The following is a 16225-nucleotide window of genomic DNA, read 5'->3' as shown; positions in this document are numbered from 1 at the left end:
GGTCACAAAACGAGTACAAAAGGGAAACAGATTTTTGGGGCGCGGGAGGAGTTGGGGAGGTCAGGCCACCTGGCGTTCGGCGAGCATGCGGCGGCTTTCGATCCAGCCGGGGATGCGCTCGGGCGGCATCGGGCGGCCGAAGAAATAGCCCTGGGCGATCTCGCAGCCGAGGGCGGAAAGGGCGTGGGCCTCCTCCTCGCTCTCGACCCCTTCGACCACCACTTCCATCGACAGCGCCCGGCCGAGGCCGACGAGCGCTCCGACGATTTCCTGGTTCTGGCGGCTGAGATGCACGCCGGTGATGAAGCGGCGGTCGAGCTTCAGGCGGTCGACCTTGAGCGCCACGAGATAGGCGAGCGAGGAATGGCCGGCGCCAAAGTCGTCGACCGCCAGCTTGTAGCCGGAACGCTCGATACGCTTCAGCTGCTCGCCGGCGACCAGCGTGTCGAGAATGGCTTCCTCGGTGATCTCGATCTCGAACAGCGCCGGATCGATGCGGTGGGCGGCGGTGATGCGGTCGAGCACGTCGGTGACCGAATAGAGGTCGAATTCGCGCGGCGAGACGTTGATGGCGACGGTCGCCCGCGGCAGGCCGAGCGCGGGCAGGCGGTTGAGCAGCCGGCAGGCGGCTTCGGCGATGGTCGCGGTCAGCCGGTCGGCGAGATTGGCGGCCTGGGCGGCGGCGACGATTTCCGGCGGCGCGATCGGACCGAGATAGGGATGGTGCCAGCGCACCAGCGCCTCGAAACCGGTGATCTCCTCGGAGGCGAGGTCGACCTGCGGCTGGAACCAGGCTTCGAGGTCGCCAGCATCGAGCGCATCGGCGAGTTCCTGCTCGATCTGGTTCTGGCGGTCGGCCTGGGAGCGGAAGGCGGGCTCGAATTCGCGCCACTGGCGGCGGCCGCCGTCCTTGGCCCTGTAGAGCGCCATGTCGGCGCTGATGAACAGGTCTTCGGCGGTATCCGCATGCAGCGGGAAGAGCGCCAGCCCGATCGAGGTGCCGACCACGGTCGGCTGGCCGTCGAGCATCACCGGCTGGCGGCCGCGCTCCAGGATGCGTGCCGCGAGATCCCGGGCGACTTCAGCGGCATCGGAGCCGCCGAGGATGATCGCGAACTCGTCGCCGCCGAGCCGGGCGATGGTGCCCGTGCCGCCGACGGCCGAGCGGAGCCGGTCGCTGACCTCGACGAGCAGCGCGTCGCCGGCGCTGTGGCCGAGCGTATCGTTGACCGTCTTGAAGCGGTCGAGATCGAGGATCAGGAGGGCGAGCTGCTCCTCCCTGACCCGCGCAGTGGAAATCCCGGCGTTGAGGGCGGTATTGAAGGCGGCGCGATTGGCAAGGCCGGTCAGCGGATCGCAATTGGCGAGCACTTCGAGCCGGTAGTTGGCGCGCAGGATGTCCGAGTTGGCCGAGGAGAGGGAATCGGCGAGCGCCGTCGCCTGCAGCTTGCCGAGCACGTTGCCGACGAAGGTCGCCGCGCTGATGCGGCTGCTGCGGATCAGGATGATCGTCAGCGCCACGACGTTCAGCGCCAGCAGCCAGCCGCCGGGACCGCCGCTGGTGGCCAGCGATACCATGACGGACACGTGCGGCGGCAGGGCGAAGGCAAGCGAGTTGGGGCTGTAGCCGACGCCCATCAGCACGGCGCCGGTCGCCATGCCGAGCATCATCAGGTAGAGGCCGCCATCCTTGCCGATCGCCTCGAAACCCGGCAGCGCGAAGGGAAGTGCTGCCCAGGCGAGGCCGCTGAGCAGGGCGCCGACCGTCATCGCGTCGAGCGCCGATTGCGGCGCATGTTCGACGGTTTCCCAGCGTTTCAGCATCGAGGCCATGAAGGCGCGCAGCAACAGGCTGCCGACGACCGCCAGGAACCAGAGCGTGGCAGCGACGGTGAGGCCCCGTTCGATGGTGGTGACGAACAGCGCCGAGGCCGAGACGCCGGCATTGGTGACGAGCGTCGAGGTCAGGCGTTCGAGCATGGTCGATGCCTGGGCCCGCTTCACATCCAGTGCGAGGGCCGGGTCGGTCTGACCAGATCTGAGTTCGGCTTCCATCGATCCGCTCGGGGCTGAAGTTGCTGAAGAATGCCGGCACTATCCGATGGCTGCGATAAGAAAGTCTTGATATCAGACGATTTTCTGCAGCTTGGCCGGGTTATCCTAAATGAAAAGGTAATCGCTTGCCACGGGCGCATTGATATTGGGCGAATGCCTTGAAATTGGCCGTTGCCGGCAAGCAAACAGCAAATTTATCGCTGGCTTTGCGATGGCCTGGAACTTTCCGGCCGGCCCTGAATTACAAATTGTCCATATCACGAAATGGTCGCAATTCCTGTTGGTTTCCACCACATTTGTTGAGGACTCTCAGCGGGTCCAACGAGGAGTAACCCAATGGCTCTTCCCAACTCGACCCTGGCCGCCATCCGATACGGTTATGGCCTTCGTCCCGGCGAAGAGCCGCCCCGTGATGTCGAGGCGCTGCTGGGGCAGATCGAGGAAGGGGCTTCCGAAAAGCCCCGTTTTCCGCGCGAGGGTCTGAGCGGCCGACTAGACACTGCAACCCGCGTCATCTCGCTGCTCGCTGCCGAGGCGAAGGCCCGCAGGGCCGGCAATCCGAACGAAGACGTCCGCAAGGCGACCCAGAGCGAGGCGCGGCGCATCTACCGCCAGGATGCCATGGCGCGGCTTGCCCAGGCGATCCATTCGCCGCTGGGATTTTATGAGCGCCTCGCGAGTTTCTGGGTCGACCATTTTTCGACCAGCGTGATGAAGTCGCTGCCGATGCGGATGATCGTGCCGCTTTACGAGGCGCAGGCGATCCGTCCCAATATCGGCGGTTCCTTCACCAAATTGCTGTCCGATGCGATCCTGCATCCGGCGATGCTGATCTATCTCGATCAGGACCAGAGTGTCGGCCCCGATTCGATTGCGGCGCGCAGGAATGGCCGCGGCCTCAACGAAAACCTCGGCCGCGAGCTGCTCGAACTCCATACGCTGGGCGCCGGCAGCGGCTATACCCAGGACGATGTGCGGGCCGCAGCGCTGATCCTGACGGGACTTTCCGTCGATAATCGCGCTATGCAGGTCGTCTATCAGCCGCGGTTCGCCGAGGCGGGGCCTATCAGCCTGCTCGGCCGGACCTATCAGGACGACGAGGGCGACAGTCAGGACCACGTCCTGATGCTCGAAGATCTCGCCGCCAACCCGAAGACCGCGCAGCACATCTGCGGCAAGCTCGTCCGGCATTTCATCGCCGACATTGCGCCCGAAGACATGGTCGGCGCGATGGTCGCCGCATGGACGAAGAGCCATGGCAATCTGACCGAGGTCTACCGCGCCATGCTCGACCATCCGCGTGCCTGGTCTGATCCCGGCCAGAAGATCAAGCAGCCGTTCGAGTTCGTGGTTTCCGGTTTCCGCGCCCTCGACCTGCCGGAGAAAAATTTCGCCAACCTGCTGCGCGACATGGACGACGGCGACGATGACGAGAGCCCGGTGCAGAAGGCCATGGACATGACCGGCATGGTGGCGAGGCAGGATACGAAGAAGAAGGCGGGGCGCGCCAATGCGCTGACGCTTGGCGCCCTGCAGCGCATGGGCCAGCCGATCTGGCAGCCGCCGAGCCCTGCGGGTTTCCCGGACGAACAGAGCGTATGGCTGACGCCGAGCCAGCTGAGCGAGCGGATTTCGTGGTCACGCACGGTCGCGCGCATCTTCGGGCAGAAAGTGGAGCCGTCCGCCTTCCTGCAAGCCGCACTCGCCGATGCCGCCCATGCCGAGACCAGCAGGATCATCGCCCAGGCGCCCAACAAGGTGCATGGCATCACGATGGTGCTGGCATCCCCCGAATTCAACAGGAGATAGACGATGAGCTTTGACAATGGCTTCCTGTTGTCCCGCCGCGGTTTCCTGGCCGGCGCCTGCTGCACGGCGGCCCCCATCCTGACGCCGGTGAGTTTTGCCGCGATGCCCGGCGACAACCGCTTCGTAACGATCATCCTGCGCGGCGCCATGGACGGGCTTGATTTCGTCCAGCCCTACGGCGACCCTGCCTATGCGGCACTGAGGCCGAAACTGGGCTTGAGGCCCGATACCGGCCTCATCGATCTCGACGGTTTCTTCGGCCTCAATCCGGCGGCCTCCGCCCTGATGCCGCTATGGCAGGCGGGCGAGCTCTCCTTCGTACATGCGGTCTCGACGCCCTATCGCGACCAGCGCAGTCATTTCGACGGCCAGGACATGCTGGAGACCGGCGGCACCGGCAAGGGCGAGCGCACCGGCTGGCTGAACCGCACGCTCGCGGTCATCCCGCGCTCGAATTCCCGCAAGGCGATCGACATCAATACCTCGATGGAGCTGATCCTCAGCGGTCCGAACGAGGCGGATTCCTGGTCGTCGCAGAGTAATTTCGCGCTGGCCGAAGACGAGATCACCTTTCTCGACCGCCTCTATGCCGGCGACCCGGCCTTCGCCAAGGCCCTGGAGGAGGCGAAAAAGACCGACATGTCGGCTGATTCCCTTTATGCCGACAGCAGGCGCGGCGCGGGCATAACCGACATGGCGCGGCTTGCCGGCGGCATGCTGCGCGAGGACTATCGGATCGCCAGTTTCTCGATCAACGGCTGGGACACCCATGTGGGCCAGCAGGGCCAGTTCAGGAAGGCGGCCGGCGACCTCTCGACCGCGATCGTCACACTGAAGGATGCGCTCGGCGAAGACGCCTGGAAGAAGACCGTGGTGCTGGCGATGACCGAATTCGGCCGCACGGCCCGCGAGAACGGCACCAACGGCACCGACCACGGGACCGGCGGGCTTGCGGTGCTCGCCGGCGGGGCGATTCCGGGCGGCAAGGTTCTAGGCAAATGGCCGGGTCTTTCCGAAGACAAACTGCTCGACCGTCGCGACCTGATGCCGACCGGCGACGTGCGCGAGGTCGCCGCCGCCATGCTCTACCGCCAGTTCGGCATCGAGCCCGGCAATCTCACCACCAAGGTGTTTCCGGGACTGAGTTTCGATACGTCCTCGGTCTATCTGAGGGGGTGATCCGGCGGGGTAGCGCTACGTCAGGATGTCGTAGACGCGAAAGATCCAATAGAGCTGGTAGGTCAGCGCGAAGATGACGAAACCGGCATGATAGCGCCGGTTGGCGGTCGTCGCGGCGATGAGGCTCAGGACGACATAGATCGCCGTGCGCACCGGATATTCCCAACCGAGCGAGGCGAAATATTCCCGGCCCTTGAGGATCGTATCGACGATGTCGGTGGCGAGCAGCCCCGCCAGGAAACAGAAGAACCATTTCCGGCGTGACAGGAAATAGTGCTCGTAGCCGTCATAATCCTGCATCGCGGTCGGGAAGAGCAGGGCGCAGAGGAAGAAGAACAGCGCGCAGAAGACGATCAGGAAAAGGAAGGCGGCAAAGCCGATCACCGGCAGGGCGTGCAGCCGGTATTCCCACCACCAGAAATGCACGACGAACAGGAACATGAACGCCACCCAGCCGAGATGGACGGGGTAGATGCGCGCCGCACCGGGATGCTGGACGATGCCGGCGAGGCCATTCAGCAGCCGCGCCAGGCTGAGGCTCACCACCATGCCCATGACCACGCGGATATGCGTGAAGGTTTCGGCGGTGGTCGCGGCGTCCATATCCGTCTCTCGCTCTATTCCTCGGCCGGCACTGGCACCGGGCGGCCGTCCTCGTCGAGGGCGACCATGATGAAGGTTCCGGCCGTGACTTTCTCGATCATCCGGTGACGCGCCCGCTGCGCCCAGGCTTCCACCGTCAGCGTGATCGACGAGCGACCGACGCGGGTGATCTCCGTGTAGATGTTCAGCGTATCGCCGATCTTGACCGGCAGTTCGAACGCCATTTCCTTGACCGCCGCGGTGACCACCCGGCCGCGGGCGCGCTCGGCGGCGCGGATGCCGCTCGCCAAGTCCATCTGCGCCATCACCCAGCCGCCGAAAATATCGCCGGCGGCATTGGCATCCGCCGGCATGGCGAGCGTGCGGAGCGTCAGTTCGCCGGTCGGTTTGGCATTTTCGGTCATTGTCATCTCTCGTTTGAAGGGTTTTGGGCGATTCCTCCAGCCGGGAGAGTAGCGGCAAGCGCAGGAGAAGAAAACTCCACGGAAAAGTGTTTCCACATCAATAGTTTAGGCTGGCCTAATTCGCGCATGCCGCGACCGGAAATGACTTTACTACCTGGTAATCATCGCCCGTTAGTATTTAAGGCGAATTGCGAATAAGGGGGCTCCCATGCAACGTCTCGCCATTTCCTGGCGCCTTTATAGTCTCGTGCTGCTGTCGCTCATCATCCTCGGCGGCGCCATGGTCTTCAGCCTGTTCCAGAGCTATGCCTCGTCGGAACGGGAGCGCAAGGCGGGCCTTGCCCAGATGAACGACGTGGCGCTGACCGTGCTCAAGAAATACCAGGCCCTCGAAGCCTCCGGGGCCATGACCCGCGAACAGGCTCAGACCGAGGCCAAGGCGGTCATCTCGGTGATGCGTTACGGCGAGGGCAGCGGCTATTTCTGGCTCAACGACATGTTGCCGCGGATGATCATGCATCCGATCAAGGCTGAGCTGAACGGCAAGGACCTGTCGAACGACAAGGATCCGAACGGCAAGTTCCTGTTCGTCGAGTTCGTCAATGCCGTCAAGGCAAGCCCGACAGGCAAGGGCTTCGTCGATTACTATTGGCCGAAGCCCGGCGCCGAGCAGCCGGTCGAGAAATATTCGCATGTGGCCGGTTTCGCGCCCTGGGGCTGGATCGTCGGTACCGGCGTTTATGTCGACGACCTGCACGCCATGTTCCGGCGCGACGCGATCAACTTCGCCTCGATGTTCGGTATCGGCGCGCTGGTGCTGATCGCCGGTGCAACCTTTGTGGTCAAGACGGTTACCGGCCCGATCGGCAAGATCAGGCAGGCGCTGCAGTCGATCGCATCGGGCGAGGCGCGTGTCGCCGTGCCCTGCACCGAACAGAACAACGAGATCGGCGAGATGGCCAGAGCCCTCTCCGTGCTGCGCGACTCGGTCGAGGAACGCGCCCAGTTGCAGGCGCGCGAGGCCGAGCAGGCCCGCACCATCGCCAGCGAGCGCTCCGACAACGAGCGGACGATGACGGCCGCCGCAGAACGGCAGGGACGCGCGATCAGCGAGCTAGGACGGGCGCTCGAAGCGCTGGCGGAAGGCGACCTTTCCGTGGCGCTTGCCGATATCGGCGAGGACTATGCGAAACTCCGCCACGACTTCAACGCGGCGGTCGGCTCGCTGCACCAGGCGATCGCGGCGATCTCCGAGACGAGCCTCGTGGTGCGCGACAGCGCGTCCGACATTTCCGGCGCGACGGGTAATCTCTCCAAGCGTACCGAACAGCAGGCGGCGGCCCTCGAGGAGACCGCGGCGGCGCTCGACGAGATCACCGCAACCGTCCGCACCGCATCGGACCGGGCGGTCGAGGCTCGCACCATGGTCAGCGAGACCAAGGACAGCGCCGGTCGTTCGGGCGAGATCGTCCGCAATGCGATCGACGCCATGGGCCGGATCGAGGAGAGTTCCAGCCGCATCAACCAGATCATCTCGGTCATCGACGAGATCGCCTTCCAGACCAACCTTCTGGCGCTCAATGCAGGCGTCGAGGCGGCGCGGGCCGGTGAGGCGGGTCGCGGCTTTGCGGTCGTGGCGCAGGAAGTGCGCGAACTGGCGCAACGCTCGGCCAATGCCGCCAAGGAGATCAAGACGCTGATCAGCAATTCCGCCCGCGAGGTGGAAGGCGGCGTGGCGCTGGTGCGCTCCACCGGCGATGCGCTGGTCGAGATCGCCACGCTGGTCGAGCGGGTCAACGCCCATGTGGACACGATTGCGACGGCCGCACGCGAACAGGCGACCGGCCTCCAGGAGATCAATTCCTCCGTCAACCACATGGACCAGATGACCCAGCAGAACGCGGCGATGGTCGAGGAAACCACGGCGGCGAGCCAGACGCTCGCCGAACAGAGCCTGCACCTGCAGGGCCTTCTTTCGGCCTTCAGGCTCGAAAACGGCGGCCGCGGAGCGGCCTCCGGCCATGGGTCCCGCGCCCGCGCCGCCTGATCGGCACGGATCCACCGCTGACAATTGAGGCCGCCGGAGCGACAAGCCCGGCGGCCTTTTGACGTCGGTCGAATTGATGAGGGTCAAACACCCGAGACTCCGTTGCCCCTAACGCTCCGTCATCTTCAACGGAGAAAGCCGATGACGAGGATCGTGATCATCCAGGGACATCCGGACGCCGCCGAGCCGCATCTCTGTCACGCGCTGGCGGACGCCTATGCCAAAGGAGCCGAAGCCGGCGGGCATTCGGTCGAGCGCATCGAGCTTGCGCGCATCGGCGTGGCATTCCTGACCTCGCAGCGGGAGCAGGAGCATGGGGCGGTGAGCCCGCCGATCGTTGACGCGCAGGTGAAGATCGGCCGGGCGGATCACCTTGTCTTCGTCTATCCGCTCTGGCTCGGTTCGATGCCGGCGCTCGTCAAGGCATTCCTGGAACAGGTGGCGCGGCCGGGTTTTGCCTACGACACGTCGCGCGGACCCTTCGACAGCGGGCTTCTGAGCGGCAAGTCGGCGCGGGTGGTGATCACCATGGGCATGCCCGCCTGGTATTACCGGATCGTCTACGGCAGCCACAGCCTGAAGGCTCTGAAAGTGGGCATCCTGCATTTCGTCGGCATCCGGCCGGTGCGCGCGGTTCTGGTGGGCAGTGTCACGGCCAAGGATTTCGGTGGCGCGAAATGGCTCGCCAAGATGGAGGCCATGGGGCGGCAGGCGTCCTGAAGCGACCTGGGATTGCAGCAAAAGGTCACGAAAGAGCCTTGATTTCTCAAAGGTTCATTTACCGGCTTTGCCTAAACTCTCAGTGTGTGTCATTTCGGCACCGGAAGAGTGGCAACTGGTATGGCGTATGCTTCCTTTTCTCGGCGGGTGATCGGCTCGCTGATGATCCCGACAATGCTGGCTGCCTGTTCCGCCGGGGATCTCGTTCCGCCCGCACCGATCGACGATCGCCGGGTCGGGGCGATTCAGCCGATGCGAGACATTCCGCGCGAGCCCGTCTCGCAGCAGGCCTATCAGATGAGCCCCGCGCCGGTTTCCCAGGCGAGCGCCGTCGACTACGTAAACACGCCGAACCTTGCGGGCAACGGCTATCCGAATACCAACTACCAGAATTCAGCCTATCCCAATTCTGGCGCCAATGACGGCGGCCACTATCTGCGGGCGCCGGCTCAGGTGCAGACTGTGCCCTTGAATGCGCCGATGTCGCAGCAGGCACCCGCCGCGCGCCAGGGCCGCCTGCCGATGATCGACAGCGACGAGGCGATGCAGCAGCAGGCCTCCGCCGGGAGGCGCAATACGACACGCAATGCCGGGCCGATGACCATTCCGGAAGACGGCGTCAACATCGATGCCGAGCTCGGTTTCGGTCCCGACGAGAGCGACGTGACGGGGCTCGCCGAGGAAGAGGATTCCGATATCGCCGAAGGCGTCGGCGACCAGCCCGTCGTCGACGGCATCGGCACCGACAATCCGCGCGCGCTGCAGCCGCGCCGCCAGCCGATCTCGCAGTCGATGCCCCAGTCTATGAACGACGACCGCGTGCTGGTGCCGCCGAAGCGTCAGGGCGCCGGCCTCCAGGGCGATCTGTCGAACGGTAACATGGCCAATCGCGACATGGGGTGGGGTAATGAGCGTAGCATCGCGCCGCCAGGCAGCAGATCGGCCGCCGGCACGCAGCAGGTGGCGATGCTGCGACCCAACAATCCGATGATCGACAACGGCCCGATGAGCCAGCGCGACATGCCCTGGCAGCGCGAGGTCATGCCGCAGTCGGAAGTGAGCTGCCGCGCCGAACTGCGCCGTCTCGGCGTGGAATTCGATGATCGGCCTTCTATCGATGCAGGTCCGAGCTGCAGGGTGCCCTATCCGGTAAAACTCTCCGGCCTGTCGGGCAATATCGACGTCAAGCCGGCCGTCACGCTGAATTGCCAGACGACGCTCGCCTTTGCGAAATGGGTGAAGAACGAGCTCGCCCCTTCTGCCCGTTACCGCTATCTGACCGGTATCCAGAAGATCGTGCCGATGGGCGGTTATTCCTGCCGCCGGATGAACAACAGCAACCAGCGCAACAATCCGATGTCCGAGCATGCCAAGGGCAATGCCATCGACATCGGCCAGATCGTACTGAAGGACGGCCACGAGATCGACGTGCGCAAGAAGGGCCTGTTCTCGATGCGCGAAGGCGGTCTCCTGAAAGCGGTGCGCAGCGACAGCTGCAAGTATTTCAACACCGTGCTCGGCCCCGGCAGCAATGCGGAACACTGGAACCATTTCCACTTCGACCTGCGCTCCCGCCGGGGCGGCAAGCGCTATTGCGACTGAGGGCTGACGATGGCCGATGCAGACATGCTCCGCGGCCTGGCTCTCTCGCTCGAAGGAACGTCCGAGGCGCCGCATTTCGACCGGGCGGCCTTCAAGGTCAAGCGTATCTATGTGACGCTTGCCGCCGACGGCCTGACCGCGAATTTCAAGTTCACGCCCGACGAGCAGCAGATCAAATGCGAGATGCTGCCGGATGCCTTTTCGCCCGTTCAGAATGCCTGGGGCCGGCAGGGCTGGACGACTGCGGTTCTTTCCAAACTCGAAGAGGCGGATCTTGGCGACGCGCTGGAAACGGCGTGGCGGCATGCGCTGCCCGGCAAACGCCGACCCTGAGCTTCGCCCTTTCGGATACAGCGAGCTTCTGCCAAGCCCCGCGAGCCTGTGGACATTAATCCTCCATAAACCATATCCGGCAACCAAACTGGAACCATAAGCGGTGGCGAAGCAAGAGTGGCGACGCCGCAGTCCGTCCCCCGACTACCCCTACTGCGGCACGAGACCCGGTGTGCGCATCAAGCCCCCGGCGGACGCCGGGTCTCACCCAATCCTCGCGGACGCCAGCCCCAACGAACCGGCAGAGCGGAGATTGGCCAGAGACGCCAGCCTGCAGGTGGAAATCTAAGGGCGACCGGCTTTTCTTGATTTGTACGTCTATTTGACGTACAAGATCGTCCTTCGACACCGAATGGGAGGCGACGATGTTTGTTTTCGAGGATGTCACGACCGAAGTCGACGAGCCAAATGATGCGCGAATGAATTTCCGCACCAAGGAGCGCATAAAGAAGGCAATTCATCGCGCCGCAGTTCTGTCCGGGGTCGATGATTCCGCCTTCGTGATCAATGCGGCCTATCAGTCCGCCATGGCGACGATCGCGGCGCACGAAGTCACGCTTGTACAGCCGGCCGACCATAAGGCGTTCTTTGACGCGCTCGACAATCCGCCGGCTCCGACGCAGAAACTGCAGGACGCATTCAAGCGCCACCGTGAGACGGTCGTTTCCAAATAATGCCCGGCGATCTTGTTTTGAAACCGACAATAGAGCCGCTCGATCCGTCCAGGCACGATCGGGCGGCTTTTTCTTGCGGGGTACCGCAGGTGGATAACTTCATCCAGACGACGGCCAACAAGCTGTCCCAGGCGGACAATCTGCGTGTCTATGTCATGACGCAGGGCGACGGCACGATCATCGGGTTCTATGCCATCAACAGCCATTCTGTCGATTATCGTGATCTCCCCGCCAAGTTCGCCCGTACTCGGCCGGCACACGGCCGTATCCCGGCAGTTTATGTCTCCATGATCGGCCGCGATCGGAGATTCCAGGGACGTGGCTATGGAGGCGACCTGCTTGTGGATTGCCTGACGCGAATTGCACGCGTTGCCGACAGCATCGGTGTCGCTATCGTCATGCTGGATGTTCTCGACTGTGGCGACCGGGAGCGCACTGAGCGCCGAGCGAAGCTATACAGGGACTATGGGTTTCAACCCTTGCCGTCCCATGAAATGCGGACGTTCCTTCCGGTCGCGACGATCCGGAAAATGCTGGACGAAGCATAGGTCGCATTCCCGATTGAAGCCTTGCGCGGGTGACCGGACCGGCTTGAAGCCCCACAAAAAAGAAAGCCGGCTCAGGGAGCCGGCAAGGGCGGAGGTGGGGCTCGCGGGGAGGAGCCGTGCTTCCGGTTACTCAAGAACTCATACTTTAAAACATGATGCACGCGGCAAGCGCAAATAACAGGCATTCAAACGCTTTGGTCATGACGGTCGCGCAAGGGCTACGTGCGGCGTAAAGGGCGGGACCGTTGCTTGCCTGGTGGGGACAATGCTGTAAGAACGTCACGGAAAAATGACAACGGCAGTGGATGAATATCCGTCTTCGGATCCGATGTCGGACTGGAGACCGGAATGTTGTCCATCGCAGCGCTTTTCCCTTTCATCCTGGCGCTTCTGGCCGGCGGTGCGGCCGCGGGAATTCTCGCCGGCATGTTCGGCATCGGCGGAGGTGCCATCCTAGTGCCGATCTTCTTCCACGTTTTCGGGCTCCTCGGTGTGCCCGAAGACATACGCATGCAATTGGCACTCGGCACGTCGCTGGCGATCATCGTGCCCACCTCGATTCGCTCCTTCATGGCGCACCGGCAGCGTGGCGCGGTCGATACCAAATTGCTGAAAGGCTGGATTGTCGCGGTGCCGCTCGGCACGCTGATCGCCACCCTGATCGCCGCCAAGGCGACCAGCGTCGAACTGCAGCTGATCTTCGCGGTGATCGCCCTGGTGCTGGCCTTCCGGATGATCTTCAACCGCGCGAGCTGGAAGCTTGGGGACGACCTGCCCGGCAATCCCGTCAAATTCCTGGTCGGCACCGGCATCGGCCTCCTGTCCGGCCTGATGGGCATCGGCGGCGGCATCCTCAACAACACGTTCATGACGCTCTACGGCCGCTCGATCCATCAGGGCGTGGCGACGTCCTCGGGCGTCGGCGTGCTGATCTCGCTCCCGGGGCTGATCGGTTATGTCTGGGGCGGCTGGGGCAGGCCCGGCCTGCCGCCTTTCTCGACCGGCTATATCAACTGGCTGGCGGTGGCGCTGCTGATCCCGATCACGCTCTATCTGGCTCCGGTCGGTGCCCAGCTGGCGCATGTCATGTCGAAACGGCAGCTCGAAATCGGCTTCGGCATCTTCCTGATCGTCATCTCGGCACAGTTCTTCCTGTCGATTATCCTCTGAAACCGTCAGCAATATTCTTCCGCAAGGGATAGTTTTGAAGGTTTGCGTGCCTATATTCGCGGCGCATCCCGAAAATCGATTTCTTGAGAAAACCGTTCCCCATGGCGTCAGTCGTTTCCATAAATAAGCTTACCAAGACCTACGAGAACGGGTTCCAGGCGCTGAAGGGCGTCGACCTGGAGATCGAGGAGGGCGAGATCCTCGCGCTGCTCGGCCCGAACGGCGCCGGCAAGACGACGCTGATCTCGATCATCTGCGGTCTCGTCAACCCCTCGACCGGCAAGGTGCTCGTGAGCGGCAAGGACGTGGTCAAGGACTTTCGGCAGACGCGGTCGCTGATCGGCCTTGTGCCGCAGGAACTGACGACCGACATGTTCGAGACGGTCTGGAACACCGTGACCTTTTCCCGCGGCGTTTACGGCAAGAAACCCAATCCGGCGCTGGTCGAGAGTGTCCTGAAGGAGCTCTCGCTCTGGGACAAGAAGGACAACATGCTGCGTGAGCTTTCGGGCGGCATGAAGCGGCGGGTGATGATCGCCAAGGCGCTCGCCCATGAGCCGAAGATCCTCTTCCTCGACGAGCCGACCGCCGGCGTCGACGTCAATCTGCGCCGCGAGATGTGGCAGGTGGTCGAGAAGCTGCGCGCAAGCGGCGTCACCATCATCCTCACCACCCATTATATCGAGGAGGCGGAAGAGATCGCCGATCGGGTGGGGGTGATCAACGGCGGCAAGCTACTGCTGATCGAAAAAAAGGCGGCGCTGATGAAGAAGCTCGGGCGCAAGCAGCTCAGGCTGGAATTGTCCGAGCCGCTGAAAGTGCTGCCGGGGAGCCTCGCGCTCTACAACCTGACGCTTTCCGACGACGGGACGGCGCTGGTCCACGAATACCAGGGCGAGGAAGGGCAGGGCACGATCGCATCGCTGCTGTCGACGCTCGCAGCAGAAAACATTCATTTCCGCGATCTTTCCACGCGACAGAGCTCGCTCGAGGATATTTTCGTGGCGCTCGTTGCGGAAAAAGCGGGAGAAGACGCATGAATTTCGAAGCGATCAAGTCGATCTATTTCTTCGAGATGGCCCGGCTGCGCCGCACGCTCCTGCAAAGCGTCATCTCGCCGGTCATCACCACCTCGCTCTATTTCATCGTCTTCGGCACCGCGATCGGCTCGCGCATCCAGACGGTCGAAGGCGTTTCCTACGGGTCGTTCATCACCCCCGGCCTGATCATGCTGACGCTTCTGACGCAATGCATCAGCAACGGCTCGATCGGCATATACTTCCCGAAATTCACCGGCACGATCTACGAGATCCTGTCGGCGCCCGTCGCCATGACCGAGATCATCATCGGTTATGTCGGTGCGGCGGCGACCAAGGGGCTGATCATCGGCGTGATCATCCTCGCGACCGCCTCCTTCTTCGTCGACATCCGCATAGCCCATCCGTTCATGATGGTGCTTTTCCTGGTGCTGACGGCGGTCACTTTCAGCATGTTCGGTTTCATCATCGGCATCTGGGCGAAGAATTTCGAGCAGCTCAACATCATCCCGATGCTGGTCGTGCCGCCTTTGACCTTCCTCGGCGGCAGCTTCTATTCGATCAACATGCTGCCGCCCTTCTGGCAGACGGTCAGCCATTTCAACCCCGTCCTCTATCTCGTCTCCGGTTTCCGCTGGAGCTTCTACGAGATTGCCGACGTGAACCCGATGGTCAGCCTCGGCATGATCGCCCTGTTCCTGGTGATCTGCCTGTCGATCCTCGGCTGGATCTTCAAGACGGGTTATCGGCTGCGCAACTGACCGCAGCCGAGAACGGTTTCGAGGGCAGGCTCAGCCCTGGCTGAGCTGCACCTGGCGTCCGCCGCGCATGACCATGACGGATGCTCCGAGAACGGATGCGATTCCGAGGAAGGTCATGACGCCGAGCGGCCCTTGAGCGTCGATCAGCAGGCCGCCGAGAACGGCACCGCTGGAAATGGCGATCTGGAAAGTCGTCAGCAGCAGGGCGCCGGCGCTTTCCGCCTCATCCTGGGCGGCACGGGTGATGTAGCTCTGGATGCTGACCGGTAGTGCGCCGAAGGCGAAACCCCAGAGCGTGATGGCGACCGCTGCGGCCGTCGTCGACGCTCCAAGCGAGACGAGGATCACGGCGGCGACCGCGATCAGGCTGGAGGCGAAGACGACGCCGAGTGCCGAACTGCGTTCGGTGATGATGCCGCCGACGATATTGCCGAAGAAGCCGCCGACGCCGTAGGCGAGCAGGACGAGCGAGACCATCTCGACGTTAAGCCGGGGAACGTCTTCCAGGTAGGGCCGGATATAGGTGAAGCCTGCAAAGTGGCCGGCGACGATAAGCAGCGTCGCGATGAGGCCGATACGGATCTTCGGGCGCTTCAGGACGGCAGCCAGCGTGCCGAGCCCGGCATGTCCGGCCGGCGGCAGCGAGGGCACGGTGACGGCTTGCGCGAGCAGCGCCAGCACGCCGACCGCGCCGGCCAGCACGAAGGCGGCCCGCCAGCCGAGCGTGGAACCGATATAGGCGCCGAGCGGCGCGGCCATGACGGTCGCCACCGAAACGCCGGTGAAGATCATCGCCATGGCGCGGGGCAGGTGGTTGATGGGCACGAGGCGCATCGCAAGCGCGCCGGCCATGGCCCAGAAGCCGCCAAGCCCGATTCCGAGCAGGACGCGCGACACCAGGAGCAGGGTCAGGCCGTTGGCGAAGGCGGCGAGCGCGCAGGAGAGGATGAGAAGCGCGGTCAGCCCGAAGAGCGTCCAGCGGCGGTTGAGGCTGCGGGTGCCGATGACGACGCCGGGGCCGGCAAAGGCCGCGACGACGGCCGTCACGGTCACCGTCTGGCCCGCCACGCCGGAGCTGATGCCGAGATCGGCGGAAATGGGAGTGAGAAGGCTTGCCGGCAGAAACTCCGCCGTCACGAGGCCGAAGACGCCGAGGGTGAGCGCGACGACCGCCTCCCACCGGGCCTTGGCGGGTATATCGGGGCTGGACGTATCGCGAACGGCATCGTCCTCTTCGAAAGTGCTGTCTGTCATAATCGTTTCCTGTCTTGGGAGGTGGCACA

At 63.6% G+C, this 16225-nt stretch carries 15 protein-coding genes; 11 read left to right on the top strand and 4 right to left on the bottom strand.

Annotated features, from left to right (window positions below; all coding sequences use genetic code 11):
* Positions 1 to 60: 60 nt before the first annotated feature.
* Entirely contained in the window at positions 61 to 2055 is a 1995-nt protein-coding gene (locus tag PMI07_RS28660; protein WP_024164255.1) for an EAL domain-containing protein, read from the bottom strand.
* Positions 2056 to 2391: 336 nt separating this feature from the next.
* On the opposite strand from PMI07_RS28660, the gene PMI07_RS28655 reads away from it, so the two are divergent.
* Together PMI07_RS28655 and PMI07_RS28650 are read left to right on the top strand one after the other, a co-directional pair.
* Positions 2392 to 3864 carry a DUF1800 domain-containing protein gene (locus PMI07_RS28655; protein WP_007774228.1) on the top strand — a complete coding sequence of 491 codons (1473 nt, stop codon included), beginning with the start codon at positions 2392 to 2394 and terminating at the stop codon, positions 3862 to 3864.
* Between the two features lie 3 nt (positions 3865 to 3867).
* A complete protein-coding gene (locus PMI07_RS28650) occupies positions 3868 to 5043 on the top strand; it encodes a DUF1501 domain-containing protein (RefSeq protein ID WP_007774227.1) in 1176 nt (391 codons plus the stop codon).
* A gap of 15 nt (positions 5044 to 5058) precedes the next feature.
* Here the strand turns inward: PMI07_RS28650 and PMI07_RS28645 are convergent, their stop codons facing one another.
* Together PMI07_RS28645 and PMI07_RS28640 are read right to left on the bottom strand one after the other, a co-directional pair.
* Complete coding sequence (locus PMI07_RS28645) at positions 5059 to 5646, bottom strand: hypothetical protein (RefSeq protein ID WP_007774226.1); 588 nt, start codon at positions 5644 to 5646, stop codon at positions 5059 to 5061.
* Positions 5647 to 5660: 14 nt separating this feature from the next.
* Positions 5661 to 6050: an acyl-CoA thioesterase gene (locus tag PMI07_RS28640; RefSeq protein ID WP_024164254.1), complete on the bottom strand. Its 390-nt coding sequence runs from the start codon at positions 6048 to 6050 to the stop codon at positions 5661 to 5663.
* A gap of 208 nt (positions 6051 to 6258) precedes the next feature.
* Between PMI07_RS28640 and PMI07_RS28635 the strand changes: the two genes are divergently transcribed.
* The 9 genes from PMI07_RS28635 to PMI07_RS28595 all read left to right on the top strand — a co-directional run bounded on the left by PMI07_RS28635 (position 6259) and on the right by PMI07_RS28595 (position 14942).
* A complete protein-coding gene (locus tag PMI07_RS28635) occupies positions 6259 to 8097 on the top strand; it encodes a methyl-accepting chemotaxis protein (RefSeq protein WP_024164253.1) in 1839 nt (612 codons plus the stop codon).
* A gap of 141 nt (positions 8098 to 8238) precedes the next feature.
* A complete protein-coding gene (locus PMI07_RS28630) occupies positions 8239 to 8817 on the top strand; it encodes an NAD(P)H-dependent oxidoreductase (RefSeq protein ID WP_024164252.1) in 579 nt (192 codons plus the stop codon).
* 120 nt (positions 8818 to 8937) lie between these two features.
* Positions 8938 to 10419: an extensin family protein gene (locus PMI07_RS28625; RefSeq protein WP_024164251.1), complete on the top strand. Its 1482-nt coding sequence runs from the start codon at positions 8938 to 8940 to the stop codon at positions 10417 to 10419.
* A 9-nt stretch (positions 10420 to 10428) separates the two neighbouring features.
* Positions 10429 to 10752 (top strand): MmcQ/YjbR family DNA-binding protein, encoded by a 324-nt coding sequence (locus PMI07_RS28620; RefSeq protein ID WP_007761180.1) that lies wholly within the window; start codon positions 10429 to 10431, stop codon positions 10750 to 10752.
* A 365-nt stretch (positions 10753 to 11117) separates the two neighbouring features.
* A complete protein-coding gene (locus tag PMI07_RS28615) occupies positions 11118 to 11426 on the top strand; it encodes a DUF1778 domain-containing protein (protein ID WP_007761179.1) in 309 nt (102 codons plus the stop codon).
* An 89-nt stretch (positions 11427 to 11515) separates the two neighbouring features.
* Positions 11516 to 11974, top strand: coding sequence for a GNAT family N-acetyltransferase (locus tag PMI07_RS28610; protein WP_245277248.1), 459 nt, complete (start codon positions 11516 to 11518; stop codon positions 11972 to 11974).
* A 348-nt stretch (positions 11975 to 12322) separates the two neighbouring features.
* Complete coding sequence (locus PMI07_RS28605; RefSeq protein ID WP_007761177.1) at positions 12323 to 13144, top strand: sulfite exporter TauE/SafE family protein; 822 nt, start codon at positions 12323 to 12325, stop codon at positions 13142 to 13144.
* 101 nt (positions 13145 to 13245) lie between these two features.
* On the top strand, positions 13246 to 14184 hold the full coding sequence (locus PMI07_RS28600) for an ABC transporter ATP-binding protein (RefSeq protein WP_007761174.1): 939 nt from the start codon (positions 13246 to 13248) through the stop codon (positions 14182 to 14184).
* On the top strand, positions 14181 to 14942 hold the full coding sequence (locus tag PMI07_RS28595; protein WP_007761173.1) for an ABC transporter permease: 762 nt from the start codon (positions 14181 to 14183) through the stop codon (positions 14940 to 14942). Before PMI07_RS28600 ends, PMI07_RS28595 begins: the two co-directional genes overlap by 4 nt.
* A 30-nt stretch (positions 14943 to 14972) precedes the next feature.
* Here the strand turns inward: PMI07_RS28595 and PMI07_RS28590 are convergent, their stop codons facing one another.
* Positions 14973 to 16196, bottom strand: coding sequence for an MFS transporter (locus tag PMI07_RS28590; RefSeq protein ID WP_007761172.1), 1224 nt, complete (start codon positions 16194 to 16196; stop codon positions 14973 to 14975).
* Positions 16197 to 16225: the final 29 nt, after the last annotated feature.

It is taken from the genome of Rhizobium sp. CF080 (assembly GCF_000282095.2).
Classification (GTDB): Bacteria; Pseudomonadota; Alphaproteobacteria; order Rhizobiales; family Rhizobiaceae; genus Neorhizobium.
Note: the sequence above shows the minus strand (reverse complement) of the source record. Positions and strands in the feature narration are given on the sequence as shown.